18 protein-coding genes and 1 pseudogene are annotated in these 17255 nt (G+C 49.0%); 6 read left to right on the forward strand and 13 right to left on the reverse strand.

The genetic code is table 11. The annotated features are described in order from the left end of the window. The first annotated feature begins 37 nt into the window (after nucleotides 1-37). The 4 genes from grcA3 to LIZ87_RS15815 all read left to right on the forward strand — a co-directional run bounded on the left by grcA3 (nucleotide 38) and on the right by LIZ87_RS15815 (nucleotide 2339). A complete protein-coding gene (gene grcA3 / locus LIZ87_RS15800; protein ID WP_178316404.1) occupies nucleotides 38-283 on the forward strand; it encodes an autonomous glycyl radical cofactor GrcA3 in 246 nt (81 codons plus the stop codon). Nucleotides 284-379: 96 nt separating this feature from the next. Next, a complete protein-coding gene (pflA, locus tag LIZ87_RS15805) occupies nucleotides 380-1132 on the forward strand; it encodes a pyruvate formate-lyase-activating protein (RefSeq protein WP_178316403.1) in 753 nt (250 codons plus the stop codon). Between the two features lie 106 nt (nucleotides 1133-1238). Beyond that, entirely contained in the window at nucleotides 1239-1406 is a 168-nt protein-coding gene (locus tag LIZ87_RS15810) for a DUF362 domain-containing protein (protein WP_178316402.1), read from the forward strand. A 216-nt stretch (nucleotides 1407-1622) separates the two neighbouring features. Beyond that, complete coding sequence (locus LIZ87_RS15815) at nucleotides 1623-2339, forward strand: gamma-glutamyl-gamma-aminobutyrate hydrolase family protein (protein WP_178316401.1); 717 nt, start codon at nucleotides 1623-1625, stop codon at nucleotides 2337-2339. A 69-nt stretch (nucleotides 2340-2408) separates the two neighbouring features. On the opposite strand, the gene LIZ87_RS15820 is transcribed toward LIZ87_RS15815, so the two are convergent. The 10 genes from LIZ87_RS15820 to LIZ87_RS15865 all read right to left on the reverse strand — a co-directional run bounded on the left by LIZ87_RS15820 (nucleotide 2409) and on the right by LIZ87_RS15865 (nucleotide 12228). After that, complete coding sequence (locus LIZ87_RS15820) at nucleotides 2409-3557, reverse strand: M24 family metallopeptidase (RefSeq protein WP_178316400.1); 1149 nt, start codon at nucleotides 3555-3557, stop codon at nucleotides 2409-2411. 17 nt (nucleotides 3558-3574) lie between these two features. After that, the gene (locus LIZ87_RS15825) at nucleotides 3575-4765 is read right to left on the reverse strand and encodes a M20 metallopeptidase family protein (RefSeq protein ID WP_178316399.1); all 1191 of its coding nucleotides are present in this window, start codon (nucleotides 4763-4765) and stop codon (nucleotides 3575-3577) included. Nucleotides 4766-4792: 27 nt separating this feature from the next. Continuing rightward, nucleotides 4793-6235 carry a YfcC family protein gene (locus LIZ87_RS15830; RefSeq protein WP_178316398.1) on the reverse strand — a complete coding sequence of 481 codons (1443 nt, stop codon included), beginning with the start codon at nucleotides 6233-6235 and terminating at the stop codon, nucleotides 4793-4795. Between the two features lie 108 nt (nucleotides 6236-6343). Beyond that, entirely contained in the window at nucleotides 6344-6742 is a 399-nt protein-coding gene (locus LIZ87_RS15835; RefSeq protein WP_178316397.1) for a PCC domain-containing protein, read from the reverse strand. Next, a complete protein-coding gene (locus tag LIZ87_RS15840) occupies nucleotides 6739-8145 on the reverse strand; it encodes an FAD-dependent oxidoreductase (protein ID WP_227148348.1) in 1407 nt (468 codons plus the stop codon). The genes LIZ87_RS15835 and LIZ87_RS15840 overlap by 4 nt, the downstream gene beginning before the upstream one ends. Before the next feature lie 16 nt (nucleotides 8146-8161). Next, entirely contained in the window at nucleotides 8162-9079 is a 918-nt protein-coding gene (locus tag LIZ87_RS15845) for a dihydrodipicolinate synthase family protein (protein WP_227148350.1), read from the reverse strand. 338 nt (nucleotides 9080-9417) lie between these two features. Beyond that, on the reverse strand, nucleotides 9418-10098 hold the full coding sequence (locus LIZ87_RS15850; RefSeq protein WP_227148352.1) for a Crp/Fnr family transcriptional regulator: 681 nt from the start codon (nucleotides 10096-10098) through the stop codon (nucleotides 9418-9420). A 142-nt stretch (nucleotides 10099-10240) separates the two neighbouring features. Continuing rightward, on the reverse strand, nucleotides 10241-11053 hold the full coding sequence (locus LIZ87_RS15855) for a hypothetical protein (RefSeq protein WP_227148354.1): 813 nt from the start codon (nucleotides 11051-11053) through the stop codon (nucleotides 10241-10243). Next, nucleotides 11050-11613 carry an RNA polymerase sigma factor gene (locus tag LIZ87_RS15860; RefSeq protein WP_227148356.1) on the reverse strand — a complete coding sequence of 188 codons (564 nt, stop codon included), beginning with the start codon at nucleotides 11611-11613 and terminating at the stop codon, nucleotides 11050-11052. Before LIZ87_RS15860 ends, LIZ87_RS15855 begins: the two co-directional genes overlap by 4 nt. 120 nt (nucleotides 11614-11733) lie before the next feature. After that, nucleotides 11734-12228, reverse strand: coding sequence for a MarR family winged helix-turn-helix transcriptional regulator (locus LIZ87_RS15865; RefSeq protein WP_178316554.1), 495 nt, complete (start codon nucleotides 12226-12228; stop codon nucleotides 11734-11736). A 241-nt stretch (nucleotides 12229-12469) separates the two neighbouring features. Between LIZ87_RS15865 and LIZ87_RS15870 the strand changes: the two genes are divergently transcribed. Together LIZ87_RS15870 and LIZ87_RS15875 are read left to right on the forward strand one after the other, a co-directional pair. Next, entirely contained in the window at nucleotides 12470-13873 is a 1404-nt protein-coding gene (locus LIZ87_RS15870) for a Na+/H+ antiporter NhaC family protein (protein ID WP_178316553.1), read from the forward strand. 38 nt (nucleotides 13874-13911) lie between these two features. Continuing rightward, nucleotides 13912-15105, forward strand: coding sequence for a MalY/PatB family protein (locus LIZ87_RS15875; RefSeq protein WP_178316552.1), 1194 nt, complete (start codon nucleotides 13912-13914; stop codon nucleotides 15103-15105). 88 nt (nucleotides 15106-15193) lie between these two features. Here the strand turns inward: LIZ87_RS15875 and LIZ87_RS15880 are convergent, their stop codons facing one another. The 3 genes and pseudogenes from LIZ87_RS15880 to LIZ87_RS22925 all read right to left on the reverse strand — a co-directional run. Then, complete coding sequence (locus LIZ87_RS15880) at nucleotides 15194-16684, reverse strand: sodium:solute symporter family transporter (protein WP_178316551.1); 1491 nt, start codon at nucleotides 16682-16684, stop codon at nucleotides 15194-15196. Between the two features lie 15 nt (nucleotides 16685-16699). Then, nucleotides 16700-17023, reverse strand: coding sequence for a YhdT family protein (locus LIZ87_RS15885; protein WP_178316550.1), 324 nt, complete (start codon nucleotides 17021-17023; stop codon nucleotides 16700-16702). 98 nt (nucleotides 17024-17121) lie between these two features. Next, nucleotides 17122-17255, reverse strand: a pseudogene (locus LIZ87_RS22925) (electron transfer flavoprotein subunit alpha/FixB family protein); the annotation flags it as partial.

The raw sequence follows: 17255 nt of genomic DNA on the forward strand, positions 1-17255 counted from the left end.
ACTACACTACATTTATAAAGAAAGCGAGGACATTACAATGGTAAAAGCAAGCGAAGCGCAGATCGACAACCTGGTAGGCCTTTTAGACGGTTATGCTCAGGAAGGCGGACATCATCTTAATGTAAATGTATTCAGCAAGGAAACCCTGCTGGATGCCCAGGCACATCCTGAAAAATATCCTCAGCTTACCGTGCGTGTTTCCGGCTATGCCGTGAACTTCAATAAGCTGACAAAGGAACAGCAGGATGAGGTTATTTCCAGAACCTTCCACGACAGCATTTGATCGGATTTCAACAGGACAGGGCAGCCGTATACATGCGGCTGCCTTACCGTTCTCACTGTATATGCAGAATATACCGTACAGCAAAGGAGCAGTATTATGATCGGACGTGTTCATTCCATAGAGAGCTTTGGTACAGTGGACGGCCCCGGCATCCGTATGGTGATCTTTTTAAGCGGCTGTCCTATGCGCTGCCTGTACTGCCATAATCCCGATACCTGGGATCCCCGCGGGGGAACTCCTACTACGGTTGGGGAGCTTTTAGACCAGTTCGAGCATGCGCGGCATTTCTATAAAAGGGGCGGCATCACGGTCAGCGGAGGAGAGCCTCTGGTGCAGATCGGTTTTGTGACAGAGCTTTTTGAGGAGGCGAAAAAACGGGGGATCCATACCTGCCTTGATACCTCCGGCATTACCTTCCGCCCCGATTCTCCCGGCATCCTTGCTTCCTTTGACCGGCTTATGGCTGTCACTGACCTGGTAATGCTTGACATCAAGCACATTGACCCGGCAGAGCATGAAAAGCTGTGCAGCCAGCCCCAGGCTCCTGTAATGGCCTTTGCCGCCTATCTGGAAGCCAAAAAGATACCTGTATGGATACGCCATGTGGTCGTCCCCGGCATTACGGACAAAGAGGAATATTTATACCGCCTGGGCCGCTACCTGGGAACATTAAAAAACATCAAGGCCCTTGACGTCCTCCCCTATCACGATATGGGAAAGGCAAAATATGAGAAACTGGGCATTCCCTATGCCCTGGAGGATGTGAAACCCCTTCCCCAGTCCGAGGCAGCCAAAGCTCGCGCAGTCATCCTTGGCGGGATGAGAGACAGCCGGAATATTGCTCTTTAATTTGTACAATTTTAGGGACTGGAGGCAGCATTTTCCTCTTGAATAATTAGGCGAGATCGTTTAAAATGAAATAACAATGTATACAAATAAAAGGAGGTACTTTACTATGGCATATGTAATTGGTGATTCTTGCGTAAGCTGCGGAAGCTGTGCAGCAGAATGTCCAGTTAGCGCAATCTCTGAGGGAGATGGCAAGTACGTTATCGACGCTGATACCTGCATCGACTGCGGTACATGCGCAGCTACCTGCCCAACAGGCGCTATCGAGGGCTAATTAAGAAGTACATAAAGGGGACTGGTGAACGGCAGATCTACTGCTCACCAGTCCCCTTTTTCTATTTGTGTACTCTCGGGATCTCCCTTGCACCCGCTTTTGCAGCTGACAAAAAATCATCTCACAAAATCGGGCACAAAGAGATTCCGAGAGTACACCTATTTTTAAATGCTGCTGCATATTCTGGCAATATAACATTTTTTAGAGGGATCCTGAATGAACAAGCCCGTCATAGGCATTACGCCCTCCCACAACACAGAAAATGATGATATCAGCCTGCGCCCCACCTATCTGCGGGCCATTGCCGCTGCAGGCGGCCTGCCTGTTGTACTCCCTTTGGAGGCCGGATCTGAGGACTTAAGGCAGCTTACCGCCCTCTGTGATGGCTTTTTATTCTCCGGCGGCCCGGATCCCCATGCCTTTTTGTTTGGCGAAGAAACACAGGTCCACTGCGGGAATGTATCTCCGGCCAGAGACAGGATGGAGATGGAGCTTCTCACCCAGGTCATGGAGGCGGGGAAACCTATTTTAGGCATCTGCAGGGGTATCCAGCTCATCAACGTTGCCCTGGGCGGGGATATTTACCAGGATATCCCCAGCCAGACAGAAAGCCTTTTTCCCATTGCCCACAGCCAGCCCTTTTCCTATGCTTATCCCTCCCATCATGTAAGTGTGGCAGAAGGAAGCCTGCTGTCCGGGATTACCGGGGACGCATCCTTCATCGAAGTCAACAGCATGCACCACCAGGCCGTCCGTACCACCGCTCCGGGCCTCATCCCATGTGGTTTTGCGCCTGACGGCCTTATCGAAGCCCTGGAAAAGCCTGACTATCCTTTTTTACTGGGCGTGCAATGGCATCCGGAGTACCTGTGGAAAACCCACGGGGAAGCTGCTGAGATCTTCCGGCAGTTTGTTAAGGCCTGCAGAAAGTGAAATCGTGCTAAACATGGGTCACCGGCGCATAGCAGCGGCAAATACTCTTGCAGACATGCCTGCTTGGCTTTAACTAAAGGTCAGCTCTTCCAGTGTCCGCTTAAAATCCGTTGTATTTTCATAGCCGTTCTCCGTGATGATCAGCGTATCCGAATGGCGGAAGCCTCCCACCTCCGGTATATAGATCCCCGGCTCTACCGTGAACACCATATCCTTCTCCAATACCAGGTCTGAGTCAAAAATCAAAAATGGCTCTTCATGGCGTCCCAGACCCTGTCCATGGCCTGTTCTGTGAATGGCATATTCGCCATAGCCGTATTTATTCAGAACGCTGCGGGCTAAGGAATCCATCTCCCTGCATGTAACACCGGGACGTATAGCCTCCAGAACCGCCATCTGTGCTTCTACCATGGCTGAAAAGGCACGCTTTGCCTCTTCCTTTGGCTTTCCCACAAAAAAGGTCCTTTCCAGCTCCCCGTGATAGCCGTTGATTGCCGGCTTGCGTATATGGATTACCATATCGCCATCCTGGAACTTGCGCAGGCCTGAAAATACATGGGGCATGTTGGTCCGCTTGATCCCTGATGGTGTGAAGCAGGTCGGTGAGGAAAAGACATAGGGATAGTTGTCCCCTGATATCAGGTTATAAAGAGCTGTTGAGCCAAACTGTTCCAGCTCCAGTTCTGTTATCCCCGGCCTTGCATGCTCCAGCGAGATTCCCATGGCATATTTGCACAGGCGCCCTGCCTCCCGGATGCAGTCCTTTTCATATTCATCTTTAATGGCGCGAAGCCTCTTCACATAGCCTGAAATGTCCTTCAGGCGGCAGCCCCAGTCCCTGATCATATCTGCCTGTATCAAGCTTAAGGCTCCTGCCTCAATGCCCACCATGGTATTGGCTTTCTTAGTCAGCAGCGTTTTTAAGATCTGAAAGGCCCCAGGGCATTCCTCCGCTTTTGGCGGATGCTCATAATACACATGGATCTTGTCCGCCACTGTGGAATCCAGGTTCGCGTGATCCTCCTCCAGCGCCGGTACGATCAGATGTGTCTCTGTCTCTGACACAACAAGGCGTATGGGCCTGGTATAGGTGATAGCCTGAAATCCGCTGAAATACTCCATGTTCTCCGGGCTGGACAGAAGGCAGATATCCACCCCCTGATCCGCCATATAACGCCGAAGCTTCTCTACGCGTTCTCCTGCAGGAAATGAAAGCATACCCTTCCTCCTCTCTCTTATACATCAAAGCCCAGATAATCTGCCGCCAAACCGATAATTGTCAGCATTCCGGTAGGTATGCATTTGGGGTCGCTGTAGAAGGTCGGAGAATGGGCTGATCCATAAGGCCCTCCTGGTGTGCGTGATCCCAGCCGCACAAATACACCCGGCTTTTTCTCCTTGATGTAGGCAAAATCCTCCGCCCCCATGGCTGCATGGGGAAGCATCTGTACCTTTTCCTTTCCCAGCATTTTTTTACCGGCACGAATAGCCCGGTCCACCCATTCATCCTCACATACAAATGGCGGTACTCCACGGATAAATTCTACCTCCGCTGTGGTGCGGTAGGCCTGGGCGATGGAGGAAGCCACCCGCTTTAGGCTCTCCTCCACTCTCATTCTGTCCGTTTCATTTAAGGTACGGCAGGTTCCGGTAAGCTCCACTGTCTCAGGCACAATATTGTGGGCCTTTCCTCCATGGATCGTGCAAACGGAAACCACCACGGAATCTGCCGGATTCGTCTCCCGCGAAACCAATGTCTGCAGCCCTGTTACAATAGCGCTGGCAGCAACGATCGGGTCTCGCACGGTATGGCAGTGGGCGCCGTGACCGCTTCTTCCCTTTACTGTAATGTGGAATTCGTCTGCACTGGCCAAAATGGAGCCATATCTCACGCCGATGGTGCCAGCCTCGATTTCTGCTGAACAATGAAGGGCTGCCACTGCATCAATTTTATCAAAATCAATCTCCGGATCCTGCAAAAACAGCTTTGCGCCTTGAAGGATTTCCTCCCCAGGCTGGATAAAGAAATAAATAGAGCCTGAAAACTGGTCCTTTAAACGGCTTAAAATACTGGCTGCACCTACATTGATGCTCCCATGGACATCATGGCCGCAGGCGTGCATAACCCCCGGCACCTGGCTGCAGGGACACATAGAAGGGTCCTCCTCTATGGGCAGGGCATCAATATCTCCGCGGAATACAATGGTAGGCCCCTGTCCCGGCTTCGTGCCCTTTATCTCAAAAAATAGTCCCGTCTCTCCTACCCGCTTTATACGGTCATAATCCACATGTTCTTTGATATACTTTTCCAGCAGGGCGCAGGTCTCATATTCCTTCATGCTCAGCTCAGGATGCTCATGAATATGGTTGCGCAGAGCATTAATCTCCGGTGTAATCTCTTCTACTGCTTTTCTGACATCAATCATCTCTTGTCTCCTTTGCTTCAAAGGCTATCAGAATCCCATCCAGCCTACAGACTGTAAAGCCATGGTGACAACAACTGCCACTGCCAATTCAATAATGATAAATTTGATCGCCCATTTAAAATACTTCGGGAAGCTGACGCCTGCAATTGCCAAGCATCCCATCAAAGGACCATTTAACGGTGTGGCAAGGTTGCTTAAGCCATCTCCAAACTGGAAGGCCTGTACCGCTACCTGACGGGTGATTCCCACCAGGTCCGCCATCGGAACCATAAGAGGCATTACCACCGCTGCCTGGCCGGAACCGGAGGGGATCAGAATATTGATCAGCGCATTGATGACAACCATAAAGCCTGCGCCTAATACAGAACCCATCTGTGCCAGAGGCTGGCTTAAGGCGTTGACGATCGTATCCATAACCTGGCCCTGGGATAGGATCAGTGCCACTGCACTGGCAATACCTACTACAAAGGATGCAGAAACCATAGGACCGCAACCCTTAATAAACTTCTTTGCAATCTCATTCATGCTAAAGCCGGAAATAATTCCTACAATTACTGCCAGCCCTAAGAACCAGGAAGAAATCTGCTTTGCAGACCAGCCGAATTTGATCGTAAGAGTTACACAGACCACAACTCCTGCCAGGAAGAAAAGCACAATTGCAAGCTGGCGCCTTGTAAGCTGGCTGCCGCTTCCGTCTGAGGAGCCTCCATCTGTACTCTTAAGTCCAATGTACTGGGACACAGCCATACCTGGCTCATAATTTAAGCTTCTGGTGGGATCCGCCTTTATCCTCTTATAATAAAACATGGTAACTACATATAAAAATGCAATATTTACAACACAGCAGACTGCACGTGGCAGCGTACCGGAGAAAATCGGCACCTCCGCCAGTGTCTGTGCCACGCCCAGAATACCGGGATTGGCAAAGCCTATGGAAAAGCCGGACATCAGTCCGAAGTAAATAATCAAAAAGCCCAGGAAATCATCTCCACCCATAGCACGTGCCAGGAAAATACCGATCGGAACGATCGCAATGCCAAGATTTCCAAATACGCCTGCGGAATTGCCCAGTCCAAGTCCAAACATGATAACTGCGATGGAAATCGCCTCTTTGCCGCGGAGCTTCTGAGCCATTGCCTGAAAGGCTGTTGACAGAGATTTTGTCTCCTCCAGCATATTGATCGCAGCGCCGCAGAAGAAGATCATAAAGATCGTGTTGGCACTGTTGATAAAGCCTTGGTAAATGCATTGCAGCATACCCCATGGTGTCTGGGGCTTGCCTTCAATGTACGCAAAGCTGCCTGCTACGACCCGGTTGATCTTTCCCTCTGCCACTCGCTCAAATGCTCCCGCCGGAATGATCCAGGTCAGCACCATGGCGGCTATGCACAGGATAAACAACAGCGCATATACATCCGGAAACTGTCTTGTCTTTTTCTTCGTGTCTTTTACCGCTTTTTCCGTTTTCATAAGTATCCCCTTTCTCTTTCCCCTAGCAGCTGATTTGTGTCCTCAACAGCTGCCTTCTTTTATTTTCAAAGCCAGCAGTTTGCAGCTTTGAATTTGTAGTTCAGTCCGTCATATGGGAACCATAAAAATTCTCAATGACCGGAAGGCCTTTCCGGCCGCCAGTCCCCCGCCTCTGACATTTCCGCCTCTGTACGCACATCCCACATGGATATGTACAAATAGCGGGCAGGTCTTGTCCGGGTATACTGCCTCCAGAGCCGGATCCATCCGCTCCCTCTTCATCACCTCCCCTGTAAAGGAAATGACCTCTGCCGCTCCTTCCACTGCCACTGAAGCTGTCTTTAAAGGCAGCTTATCCTCAACGGGCGTGGTAAAGGCCATACCGATGACAGAACCTATGGCTCCTGATATGTAAGCTTCCTCCCATTTCTGTTCCAGAATATAACTGACAATGGTCTCCTTAATATCCTCGCCGCTGTTGACAGTCAGCTCATAAACTCCCCTCATTCCTTCTCCTGCCTTTCCACCTTCTTAAGGGCCTGGCTGGCTGCAATCAGAATGGGATCATAGACAGGAGCTACCGGAGGCGCATAGACCAGATCCAGTTCATTTACCTCCTCCACTGTCATACCGCAGGTAATGGCGGCTGCCAGGGTATTAATGCGCCCTGCAATGCTTTCGCTTCCCATGCCCTGAGCTCCCAAAAGCCGTCCCGTTCCCTTGTCAAATATCAGGCAGAGCTCATTATCCCGACCTCCGGGATAGTAGGATGCCCTGTCCATTTTCGTGATGACAGAGGAAACAGCATCAAATCCTGCCCCCTTTGCCTGCTCCAGAGAAAGGCCTGTGGACGCAATGTACTGTTCAAATACCTTTGTAACCATAGAGCCCAGAACACCCTTAAAGGTGCTGTGCAGGCCGGCTGCATTTTCACCTGCTATCCTTCCCTGCTTGTTGGCTGTAGTTCCTAACGGGATATAACAGGGCTTTCCTGTGATCAGCTGCCTCATCTGTACACAGTCTCCGCAGGCCCAAATAGACGGGTCACTGGTCTGCATCCCATCATCCACCACAATTGCGCCCTTTATCCCCAGCTTAAGGCCTGCTGCCTCAGCCAGCGCTGTAGCAGGTCTTACCCCGGCTGACACCAGCACGAAGTCTGCGTCTATGGTATCTCCCCCGGAGGTCATCATCCCTCTCACAATGCCTGTGGAGGTCTTCTCCGGTGTCTCCTGCAAGACTCCCGGCACAGTCAGAATTTCCCGGACACCTGTCCCTGTATATACGGTAACTCCCCTGCTCTCCAGGTTTTCCTGTATACTCTTTGAAAATGCAGGCTCCAGAAATGGAAGAAGCCTGGGAAGCTGCTCCACTAATGTCACTTGGATGCCGGAAAGGGTAAGCTCCTCCGCCAGCTCCAGGCCAATAAAGCCTCCTCCAATGATGCAGGCCCTTTTTGCAGCCTGCCCCACTCTGGCCTTTAAGCGTATGCCGTCCTCCACGTTCCGCAGGAAATATACGCCCTCCGCCTCTATTCCCGGAATAGGGGGAACAATAGGAGCCGCCCCTGTTGCGATCACCAGCTTGTCATACTCATGGATACTCTCCTCGCCCGTATCCAGGCTTGTAACCTTTACTGTCTTGTTTTCACGGTCAATTGATGTGACCTCATGGCGGATCCATGTGGGGATGCCCCGCTTATTGCGCATGGTATCAGCAGAAACAGCCACCAGATCTTCCGGTTTATCGATCAGCCCTCCCACAAAATAGGGCAGGCCGCAGGCTCCGTAGCTGATATAGCCCGACTTCTCAAATACCTTGATCTCCAGCTCCGGTTTCAGCCTCTTTGCTTTGGAGGCGGCGCTTAAGCCCGCAGCCGTGCCTCCGATCACAATTAATCTTTCTGCCATGGAGAATACCTCCTTGTTATGACTTCACACCATACTTATCAATAACGCCCATCTCGCCCATAAGCTTTTCCAGCTCAAGGAGCTTCGTGCCTCCGAAATCCTGATATGGCTTTCTTAAGTGCCCGCCTGGCAGGCCCAGGATATTGAGAGCTGCCTTAATAACCACAGGATTGGAAAATGTATACAGGGCCTGGAGCAGTGGGAACCACTTAAAATAGCCTGCACGGCACTCCTCTATGATCTCCATGCTGGTCCATGGACGTGAGTACAGGGCTGCTTCCTCCGGGATAATGTTTCCGCCAATATTAGCGGTCCCTGTGCCTCCTACTGCCAATGTGGGGATCACAATGGAATATTTTGGGTAATCGCAGCACATGATCTTGACCTTACCTTCACATAATCTCTGGACCTGTACCAGCTGCTCCACGCTTCCCATAGCCTCCTTATCCACCACAAAATTGCTGTGGGCATCAGACAGCTTCTTGATGGTTTCCGGCATAACCTGAACACCAAGGCGGGAGGGATTATTGTAAATACCACAGGGAATATCCACTGCACTCATACAGGTGTCCAGATGGATGTGGGCAGCTGTCTGGTTGATCAGCACATAAGGGGGAACGGTGAAGATCACTCCGTCTGCTCCCTCCTTTTCACAATACTGTGCAAAGGATGCGCTGGCTTCTGTTGTGAGGGCCGATGCGCTGAAAAATACGGGGATTTTTCCCTTTGTCATCTTGATTACTTCCCTGACAATGGTCTCCTTTTCTTCCTGGGTCAAAAGCGTAACCTCTCCGGCAGAGCCCAGGATAAAGATCTGGGAGGTGCCGTATTTGATCTGACGGTTGATGAGAGTTTCAAATCCCTTGAAGTCGATCTTATTGTCCTCTGTAAACGGAGTAGGCATTGCCACCCATGAACCCTGCAAATTAATCATAATCAAACTCTCCTTTTCTTTTATTATGCATTGCATATACAATTATTTTACTTATGGTGGTATTTTCCCACGTTTTTCCCAATTTTTCGACTTAATGTCTTACAATGATATTTTTGTTTCAATGTATATTTTCTTACATCAATTCGCAAATTATTTTCTTTTTTTAAATTATTTTTTTAGATTATTTTATATTTTATTTTTCATAAGAGAAAAAATTAAAATTCATACAAGTTTATAGGCACATTTCTTCTTAAAGTCTTTCTTTTTTTCAAAATATATACCTGTAAATTGCGACGAAAAAGGCCTATATCCATCGGATATAAGCCTTTTTCATTCTACTAATATCTTTTTTCAACAAATTCTTTGTACTTCTCTGCACTTACCTGGGTGCTTCTGTTAAGAATACGAATAAAGGACTCGTCACACAGCTCATTGATCAGCTTGCTGATGGTCACCCTTGCGCCTCCCACAATGGTGCTGAGCTCGTACTGAGTATATTGTACCTTCAGGCCGTACCATTTGTCCTCAATCAGGCGGTCTGTATCAGCAGTGGAACAGAACAGCCGCTTCAGACGGTTCTTGCAGGAATTAAAGGTCAGGTTCTCAATCTCGTGGCGCAGGATCAGCATCTTGTTGGAATAGCTCTCCAATATGGCATCGCGGAACATTTTATTGGTATCCAACAGCTTTTCATAGGTGTTATGGGGTATGATGTTGATCTGTGTTTTTACCTCCGCCTTTGAAAACAGGCCTGTAGGCTCTCCGAGAGAACAGGGCGTTTCCCCATAGAACCAGCCAGCCGATAGGGTATAGAGTATCTTCTCCGTGCCGTCAGCTCCAATCATATAATGTCTGGTACGCCCGTCTACAATATAATACACACCTGGGGGCTCCATCCCCGGCTCCAAAAATACCCGTTTTGCCGGATACGTAACACTTGTGGAATTTTCCCGTATCAGCTCCTCCAACGCTGCATTTTTCACTCCAGGCCTTGTAAAACTTGATTTATCCAGCTGCATCTTACGTCACCCCACTTCATCTGTCACTGCAACCTTTATGTTCATTTAATTATACATGAAAGGACGGACAAATGAAAGAGGCAGGGGGCAATTTCTCCTGGTACGGCTATTCAAATTTTTTAGAGCTGGTTATTCTGTTTTCCTAATTCCCCATATCGATCATCTCACACGCCATCTGATAAAATTCCTCCGGGCTCATGGTATTGTCAAAGGACAGCATATAGTAGCGGACGCCCTCGTCATCCCAACCGATCCCTTTTGTCACCTTATCCTCCACTTTATCAGATCCATAAGAAACATAAAGCTCCCCGGCATCCATCCGGGCCTGCTCCTCTGCGGAAACCTCATAGCTCGGCGGAACGAAGCGGTAGTGATCGCTGGAGTAACGCAGTGTAATGCCCTTGTATTCAAAGGTCTGATCGGCCTCAGAGGCCTCGTCGTAAATGGCAGTTCCTTCTATATCAATGGTAACGTCCGCCATTCCGGCCTTCTTATATCCCACAGACAGGCTATCTGTTTCCCGCAGCACATTTCCATCCTCATCCATTCCCTTGTTGTGGACAGGCACGCCGTAGGTGAACTGATAGCCATTGGAAAATGCCTCCGGCGCCTTTGCCTCAAAGCCCAGCTCTGCTGCCTTTTCTGCCAGCTGGCTGTACTGCGTGAACTCCTCGTTGTGGCTGGAATGTCCACTGCTCATTGTGATCTTTCCTGCTGCCACAGCTGTAATACTTCCCAATACACACACGGCTGCTGCCGCGATTATCATCTTTTTGGCATTCCATTTTCTCATAGATGGTTCCTCCTCTATTCTCTGGCGTACACAGCTTTTCATGCGTTCTGTATCCTGGGAGGTTATGATAAGGGACTGGGCTTTTTGGTCTAAGGCATCGCAAAGCGCCTGCTCCCACATTTCCCTCATGTCCCTGTTTCCAGCTTCCTTCTGTCTGCTCATAGAACTGCCTCCTCTCCCGTTTCCTGCTCATCCGCCAATATTTGTTTTAAATTTTTCCTGGCCGTATGCAGCCTGGATTTCACTGTTCCCTCCAGGCAGCCCATGACCCCTGCGATTTCCTTTGTGGACATATCGTTATAGTAGTAGAGCACAACCGCTGTTCTCTGCTTTATTGGAAGCCCCTCGATGGCCTGATACAGTTCCCTTCTGCTGGATTTCTCCATCACCTCATCCAGCACACAGATCCCCGAAGGCGTATCTTCCCCAAATACCTCTTCTACCGGCTGTTCCTTTCTGCTCCTTTTGCTCACCCGCCAGGCCTCTCTCGTCATGGTCCGGTAAAGCCACCTTGTAAAATGCTCCGGCTCCCGGATCCTTCCCCGGTTGACCCAGCAGAGAACAAAGGTCTCCTGCACGATGTCCTCGCTGTCCGCATGGCTGCCTGAAATGAGATATGCCATGCGCAGCAGCTTCAGATAAAAATGCTCCATCAATTCATCAAAGGCCTGCCGGTCTCCCTCCTTCAAGCGGTATACCAGCGCCACTGTCCACTGCTCCATGTTATCTCCTCCAAAATTCCTACATTAATTTAAATAAGAAAGCCCTCCCGGCAGCCGCCAGAAGGACTCTTAATCGGTGCACCTATTATATAGAGAAAGGGTGGTGCGGTTTGGTTCATTTTATTTTTCATTTTGTTTCTTTTCCAAAAACTTGATCCTGTACTCTGTCACCTTATAAAAATTCTCAATCTCCTCCAGTGTACAGTCCTCCAGAAGCGCCTCGATCATGTGCAGCGTTTCCTTTTTATCGTACGCCCTGTGGATCTCATTCACCCGGAGCCCCTCTTCTGTGGGGACAAAATAGACCCATTTTTTATTGCCGTCCTTCTGCCTGCGCTCTACCAGGCCCTTGTCCTCCAGCTTTTTCAGCATTTTTGACACTGTGCCCTTTGTGCGGAAAGTATCCTTCGCCAGCTGGGTGACAGTGGTGTCATCATTTTGACAGACATAGAGAAGGGTGTGGGCTTCCACCTCGCTCATGTAATAGCCATTTCCGTAATCGTGGATCTCCATGGAATAGCCCTGCAAAAGTGCACTATGACGGTACACCGCATCTATTTTATCATACAGGCTCTCCTTTACACGGTTCAGCTCGCTCTGTTTGTTTGCTTTCATTCTTATGCAACCCCCAAATATGAAGTATATCCGAATCCATTATACTGGAGGAACCTTATTTTGTACAGAATTGAGTTGAATACTTTATTTTGTTCATTATGCGGATAAAGAAAAGAAAGTGATAATTAAAAATTGTTTGATAGTGAAACTATCTATTGACTTTCCGCTATCTCTTTGTTAGAATAATCCATGAAATAGTTTCATAGTGAAACTATTTACACTACAAAAAGGAGAAATGAGTATGTCAAACGAAAAGAAAAGCTTTGCCGAAACTTATGGTGGTATGTTTGGTGCTATGCTGCCCCTGATAGCTATGATTGGCGGGATGCTGGTCATGGTAGCAATGGGAATGCGTTCGACCAAAAACTTCTGGGGCGCCGGATACCTGGCTGTCATCGCCGGATTCCTTGTGTACAAGGATAAGAAGGCTTTCCAGAATGCAATGATCGCTGGTATCCGGGACAATATTTTTGCATTTATGATCGCCTGCTTCTTACTTGCCGGCGTTATGTCAAAGATCCTGACCGCCTCCCATCTGGTGGATTCCCTTCTTTGGATCATGTCAAAGGCAAATATGTCTCCTGCATTTATGCCGATCATCTGCTTTTTCATCTGCGTTGTCCTTTCCAGCGCCACCGGAAGTGCTGCGGGAGCGATGAACACTGCCGGGCCTATTATGATCCCTCTGGCAGTTGGCATGGGCTGCAATGTCAATCTGATCTGCGGCGCTCTGCTTGCCGGAAGCTGCTTTGGTGATAACCTGGCCCCAATCTCCGACACCACGATCGCATCCTCCCTTTCCCAGGAAACGGATGTAATGCGCGTAGTGAAATCACGTTTAAAATATGCTCTGATCGCCGGCGGCGTATCCGCCATCGCTTACCTTGTGCTGGGCTTTATGGGTGCTTCCCAGGGAGCTGCCGGGGCCATTGCAGTCGATGGAACCTATGCCTCCAGCCTTGTTTTCCTGATCCTTCCCATCCTTGTCATTGTCCTCATGTTAAAAGGCTCCGGCCTGTTTACCTCTCTGCTTGTCAGTGAGATCGTCGGTATCATTCTGCTGTTCCTGTTTGGATACATGGATTTCAAGACCTTGTTCGCAACAGACGGCTTGATTGCAGAAGCCTTTAATGGTATGATTGGTTCTATCGTATTCATTCTGTTTATTTTTGTAATGGTAAGCCTGATCAGCCATGCCGGCGTGCTGGAAGCAATTTTAGGCTTTATGCGTAAGCGTGCCAAGTCCGACCGTACGGCAGAGATCGCTGCAGGTGCTATGGTAAGTATTATCGGCGTGGCGATCAGCAGCGGAACATCTGCCATTACCTTCTGCGGCCCCATTATCCGTCAGCTTCTCCGCCCATTTAAAATTGACCGCGCCCGTGCAGCAAACCTTTTGGACGGACTGGGCTGCGGCGTAGGCTATCTTGTTCCTACCAATCCCGGCTGCTTAAACCTGGCTGCTATCGCAGTGGCAAGCGGCGTAGTAACCGAGGGCTACAATGCCATCTCCTTTGTGGGCTATAACTTCCATAGCATGGCTCTGTTCGTGGTATTCTGGTTCGCGATCCTGACAGGCTGGGGACGCCGTCACGAGACAGACGAGGAGCTTGCGGCTGACGGCATTATCATTGATGAGCAGTAATGTACTTTCGACATTTTTACAAATTTTGGAGGGTTTAAATGAGCAACTATGATTTTGAGACAGTAGTATTCCGCGAAGGCGTCGGCAGCGGCAAATGGGATGAGATCAAACATACTCTGGGCTATACTCCCAAAGGCATTATCCCCTTTTCCGTAGCTGATATGGAGTTTGTGACACAGCCTGAGGTGGTGGATGGCTTAAAGCATTTCCTTGACACCAGCGTCCTGGGCTATGCGCAGCCAACGGAAAGCTACAAAATGGCTGTAAAGGGGTGGATGAAGAGACGCCATAACTGGGATATTGAGACAGACTGGATCAAGGATACCCATGGAGTGATCAACGCTTTTTTCACAGCAGTTAAGGCATTCACAAAAGAGGGCGAAGGCGTTATGCTCATGACGCCGGTGTACTATCCCATGTATATGGCAATCGACCGTAATAACCGTGTACTGGTGGAAAATAAGCTTATCCGCACCGGAGATACATATAAGATCGATTTTGAAGACTTTGAGTCAAAGGCTAAGGATCAGAATACAAAGCTTCTGATCCTCTGCAGCCCTCACAATCCCAGCGGAAGAGTGTGGACACAGGAAGAACTTTTGAAAATCGGACGCATCTGCATTGACAATGATGTGGTAATCGTATCCGATGAGATCCACTTTGACCTGATCATGCCGGAGTATCACCACACGGTATTTGCTTCCATAAGCGATGAATTTGCAGACCACAGCGTGATCTGCACTGCTCCCAGCAAAACCTTTAACCTGGCTGGTCTCCAAACCTCCAATGTGATCATCAAAAATAAGGCTCTGCGGGATGCATTTGTCAAGGAAATGATGAAGGAGGACGGCAATCCAAAGTGCAATATCCTGGGACTTGAAGGCTGCCGCCTGGCTTACGAGCACTGTGAGGGCTGGCTGGATGAGGTTTTAAAGGTCATCGATACGAACCGCCAGGTGATCACCGACTTTATGGCCGAGGAATTTCCCCAGGTTCAGATCATGAAGCTGGAGGGCACCTACCTTCTCTGGATGGATTTCAACGGTCTGGGTATCGAATGCCATGAGCTGGCAAGGATCCTGAAGGAAGAAGCCCACCTCTTCTTTGACGATGGCTATATCTTTGGCGAGGCCGGCGAGGGCTTTGAGCGCTGGAACCTGGCCTGCCCTACAAAATATGTGCGGGAAGCCCTGGAGAGGCTGAAAAAGCTGAAACCATTTATCCCTCATTAATTCCAATATGCAAATCTGCCCCCTGCTATTTTCAGCCTTTCAGCTGTCATGGCAGAGGGCAGATTTTATATAGGGGCAATAATAATGATTAGTTCTCCGGATAATCCTTACCAAACCAGGTAGCAATAATTCCGTAAGGTGTCTTTGGTGTCAGCTTGCATACGATCACCATGATTACAGTGGAAAGAACACTTGCCATGATGCAGGCATTCATTCCCAGCGACAGCGGAAGGATCCCTGAATCAATGAGAAGGTATAAGGCGATTCCGCTTATGATTCCTGCAATTGCACCGTATTCATTTGCTCCCTTCCAGAATAAGCCCAGGATCAGGGTGTGGGAGAATGCAACAGTCAGGCCGCCGCTAGCATAGGTGATCAGAGATGCCAGAAGCTGCGGGGGATTGCTGGCAAATGCAAAGATGATCAGGGAGATCACTACAATGCTTGCATTATTTAACTTCTGGAGCGTCTCCGGCTTGATATCCGGCTTAAACAGGTTCTTATACAAGTCGCTTACAAATGTACCTGCAAGAGATACGGCCATGCCGCCTACAGAAGACTGAACAGCGCCGCACACGCCTGCCAGCACAAGTCCGGCCGCCCATGCAGGCATAACTGTCACAGCCAGGGTAGGAATACCCAGGTCAGCTGTTGCCAGGCTTCCCTCAGGGAACAGATATTTGATCGTAAAGCACAGGCCATTAAGACCCAGCAGCCAGATAGCAACCACCACCGTACCGATCTTAATTGCCTGGTGCAGGGTAGAGGTATCCTTGTAGGTCAGAGCCGTCATCGTTACATGAGGAAGCGTACAGGTAGTCAGTCCCCAGAGAATTGCATAGGAAAATACCATACCAATGCCCTGTTGAGGAGTAAACCACTCTGGATTGGTTTTCAGCAGGGCCTGGATTGTTCCGGTATAGCTTAAGCCTGTGCTGCTGATACCCATAAAGAACAGAACCAATACAGAGATGGTCATAACAATACCCTGGAGCACAATGGCTGTTGCCACACCCTTGATTCCGCCTGTGATAGCAGCAATAATAACAAGGATCGTAAAAATAGCAAGTCCGATACGGTAATCCTGTCCTGTTAAAATCTGGAAGATACGTCCACCGCCAGTAATAGTAGACACTGCAAATGCACCCAGGAAGAACAGTACCACCAGGCAGCAGAGGGCACCTAACAACTTATTCTTATTGTATCTGTTCATCAAAAGCTCAACAAAGGTCTGAGAATTGGTACGTCTTGCTACAATACCAACACGCTTTCCGATCAGGCCCAGAACCATAAAGTTCGAACACATAGACCAGAAGCAGCATACCATCCAGGATGCACCGAAGGTATATGTAAATCCAGGAACACCCATAAATACACCTGCACCTGCTACGCCTGCAGAAACCATCATGGCCGTCATAAGGACGCCGCCGCTGCGGCCGCCTGTGTAGAATTTACTGATGTAATCTCCCTTCCCTTCTTTCATTGCCTTGCGGGAATAAAGACTGTATCCTAAAAGCAGAGCTGTATACAGTGCAAAAACGATAACGATCGTGGTACGTGTACTACTTGATATCTCCATTAATTTCTTCCCTCCTTATGCCTGCTTTTTGCCTTTGGATTTTAACTTGCCATGGGGTGTAATGTCCATGTCGCGGTATACGTAGCTGACTACCAGCACAACTGCAATTACCATGCCGATCAGGATGCAGATTTCCACAAATATCCAAAGAGGGAATCCCATCACAAACGCATCAATCTTGTTTATTACAAAAAGATTCACCATCATAAGCAGAGTAAATACCCCAAATACGCCGACCGTAATCCAGAATTCCTTTGTGGTCTGGACGAATCTCTCATCTGGTTCAATATCTGAAAAATTGTAATCCCGGCTGTTTGGATCGATTTTTTTACGTTCCATTCGTAACCTCCTAATTCAACACTCATATTTTATTCCCTGTTATTCCCTATTCTCCCTATAGCGATGTCACCTGCAAAGTTTCTGAGCGGTACTATTTTCTACTTTTCAGGCAGCTTATCCATTTCCTCCATAATGGCGGGTATCACCTTGTACAGATCCCCTACAATACCAATATCGGCGATATCAAAGATCGGCGCATTCTCGTTGGTGTTGATGGCAACGATCAGGCCGG

It is taken from the genome of Lacrimispora sp. 210928-DFI.3.58 (assembly GCF_020554865.1).
Taxonomy (GTDB): domain Bacteria; phylum Bacillota; class Clostridia; order Lachnospirales; family Lachnospiraceae; genus Enterocloster.